The sequence below is a fragment of the uncultured Campylobacter sp. genome (assembly GCF_938031315.1).
Taxonomy (GTDB): domain Bacteria; phylum Campylobacterota; class Campylobacteria; order Campylobacterales; family Campylobacteraceae; genus Campylobacter_B.
In genome coordinates, this window is the sequence record NZ_CALHHT010000079.1 from 1 (window position 1) to 2,632 (window position 2,632).

Annotated in this window: 3 protein-coding genes; all 3 read right to left on the bottom strand. The window is 44.9% G+C overall.

Annotated elements, in window-relative coordinates; translation table 11 throughout:
• The coding region (locus Q0236_RS02170; protein WP_297914518.1) for a hypothetical protein at positions 1-186 on the bottom strand (186 nt) is incomplete at its 3' end.
• Positions 187-468: 282 nt separating this feature from the next.
• Complete coding sequence (locus Q0236_RS02175; RefSeq protein ID WP_297914521.1) at positions 469-1,713, bottom strand: type II secretion system F family protein; 1,245 nt, start codon at positions 1,711-1,713, stop codon at positions 469-471.
• Positions 1,710-2,632, bottom strand: a 923-nt coding sequence (locus Q0236_RS02180) for a GspE/PulE family protein (protein ID WP_297914524.1), incomplete at its 5' end; no start/stop codon positions are given. The genes Q0236_RS02180 and Q0236_RS02175, both read right to left, overlap by 4 nt.

The following is a 2,632-nucleotide window of genomic DNA, read 5'->3' on the forward strand; positions in this document are numbered from 1 at the left end:
GCTTCCGATCATGCGCCTAAGTCCGTCCACTGCAAAGCTGCCGACTGCTCCGCCGCTAGCGCCAAAGAGACTCGACTGCACCATCAAAATGGTAAAAAATAGTAAAATCGCGCCGATGCTAAACTCAAAAAATCTAAAGTCAAAACCGCGAAAATGCTTATAGGCTACGTATGCCAAGGCAAGCAAAAATAGCGGATAGATGTATGCAAAATAGCCGAATAGCTGGGTATTAAACGAGCGGATGGCATTGCCTGCGCTGCCTACAAGCGCGGAATCGGGCGCAATAGTAGCAAGCCCAAAAAATATTATGATAGCCGATACGACGATAAAATATATTTCTTTAACTATGATTGATCCTTAAATTTAAAGCGGTATTTTAGCCAAACGAAGGTTAAAATTTTATTTGAAGGATGAAATTTTAATGCTTTGATAAAATTCCGCGCCCTTGCAGACGCGGAATTAAAGGGGTTAGTTTTTGACGGCTTTGCCCAGATCCCACATAGGCATAAAGATACCCAAAGCCAAAAGAAGAACCATGCCCGCCATAAAAAATAGCATGATCGGCTCGACGTAGCTTGAGATATTATCGATGATATCGTCAAATTTCTCTTTATAATAATCCGTGACGTTGCCAAGCATCTTATCGAGGTTACCGGCCTGCTCGCCCGCACTGATCATCTGAATAAGCATGCTCTCGTAAAGCCCGGTGTTGTTAAACGCCTCGGTTAGGCTCACGCCTTGCTGTACGGCGATCTTTACGGTAGCGAGCTTCTCTTTTAAGGTATGGTTATCTACCATTAAAACGGCTGTATCCAGCGCATCCGCAATAGGAATTCCCGCTCGCACGAGCTCTGTAAAAATCAGCATAAATCGTGACATGGTCGAGAAAAATATGATCTTGCCGAATAGATAGACCTTTAAAATTGTCTTGTCAAAACCCTTTTTAAACTCATCATTATTGCGATACGCCCATCTAAGCCCTACGATAGTAAGTATAATGGCCGCTAATACGAAAATTCCATAATTATTAAGCGTGCTTTCGATACCGAGCAAAATTCTAGTAGGTAGCGGCAGATCCGCACCAAGCTCCTCGAAAATTTCGCGGAATTTCGGCACGACATACATCATCAAGACTGTAAACGCAATAGCCATAACGATCATAAGGATCATCGGATAGCGCATTGCCTTTTTAAATTTACGCTGGTTTTCCCAAAGCTCTTGAAGCATAGCGGCAAGCTTGGCTAGAGACTCTGCCATATTACCGGTTGCTTCACCAAGGCTTACCATCGCAACGACGACATCACCGAGCTGACCTCTAAATTTCTCCGTAGACTCTGTCAAGCTAAGACCTGCGTTAAGATCATCGTTCATAGCGCTAAAAATCTCTTTTAGCGTCTTATCCTCTGCCGCCCTTGCAACCTCTTTGATCGAGTCATGAATTGAAATTCCGGCATTTGTCATAACCGAAAGCTGACGGATCGACGCTACTAACGGCAGTGTTCTAACTCTTCCGCTACCACCTAGCATGCGCGAAACCTGCGCCTTAAAATCGCCGCCCGTATTGGCTACGACTTGGGTTTCACCTCTTTTTACGATCGTCCCGCCTACGCGCTGCTTCATGAGGTTGTTTGCTTGCACTTTATCGCTGGCTTGCAAAAACATCTTCCTTCTTGCGCCCTTGGCGTTGTATTCAACTTCTAATTGCTTTTTCATTGTTTAGCCACCCTATAAATTTCTTCTATACTAGTTACTCCGCGCGCAGCACGTATAACACCGTCTTCAAACATATCTATAAAACCCTCCTCCTTCGCCAAGGCGCGCATATCGTCTTTTGAGCCGCCGCTAGCGATCAAGCTCTGCATTCTATCGGTAATAGGTAAAATTTCACTAATCATCTCACGCCCCATGTAGCCCGTTTGACCGCATTGATCGCAACCTACGGCCTTAAAAAATGTGTATTTTTCAGGCAAGAATTCCTTCAGCTGATCAAGCATCGATTTAGGTAGATTCGTAGGCTGCTTGCAGTGCGGGCAAAGCTTTCGCACGAGACGCTGTGCCTCTACTGCAATGAGCGCACCACTTATGAGGTAGGCCTCTATACCCATATCCACTATTCGCGGGATCGCACTAACGGCGTCGTTGGTGTGTAGGGTTGAGAAAACCAAGTGTCCAGTAAGAGCAGCCTGGATCGCGATCCTAAGGGTCTCTTGATCACGGATCTCACCGATCATTATGATGTCGGGGTCTTGTCTTAAGATCGAGCGCAATGCTGAAGCAAAGGTAAGACCTGCTTTTTCGTTAACTTGGACTTGTTGGATCAAATTTACTTGATACTCAACCGGATCTTCTACGGTAATAACCTTAGTATCGATATTTTTAATATCGTTTAGCGCTGCATATAGCGTCGTAGACTTACCGCTTCCCGTAGGTCCGGTGACCAAGATAATACCATATGGAGCCTTCATAGCGTTATTAAATTTCTTAAAGCTATCCGGGTGCATGCCGAGTTTTTCTAGGCTAATGATAACCTTGGATTTATCAAGGATACGCATAACCGTAGATTCGCCGTTGATGATAGGCAGCGTCGAGATACGAAAGTCGTATTCGCGACCCGAAATTTTCATACTAAACC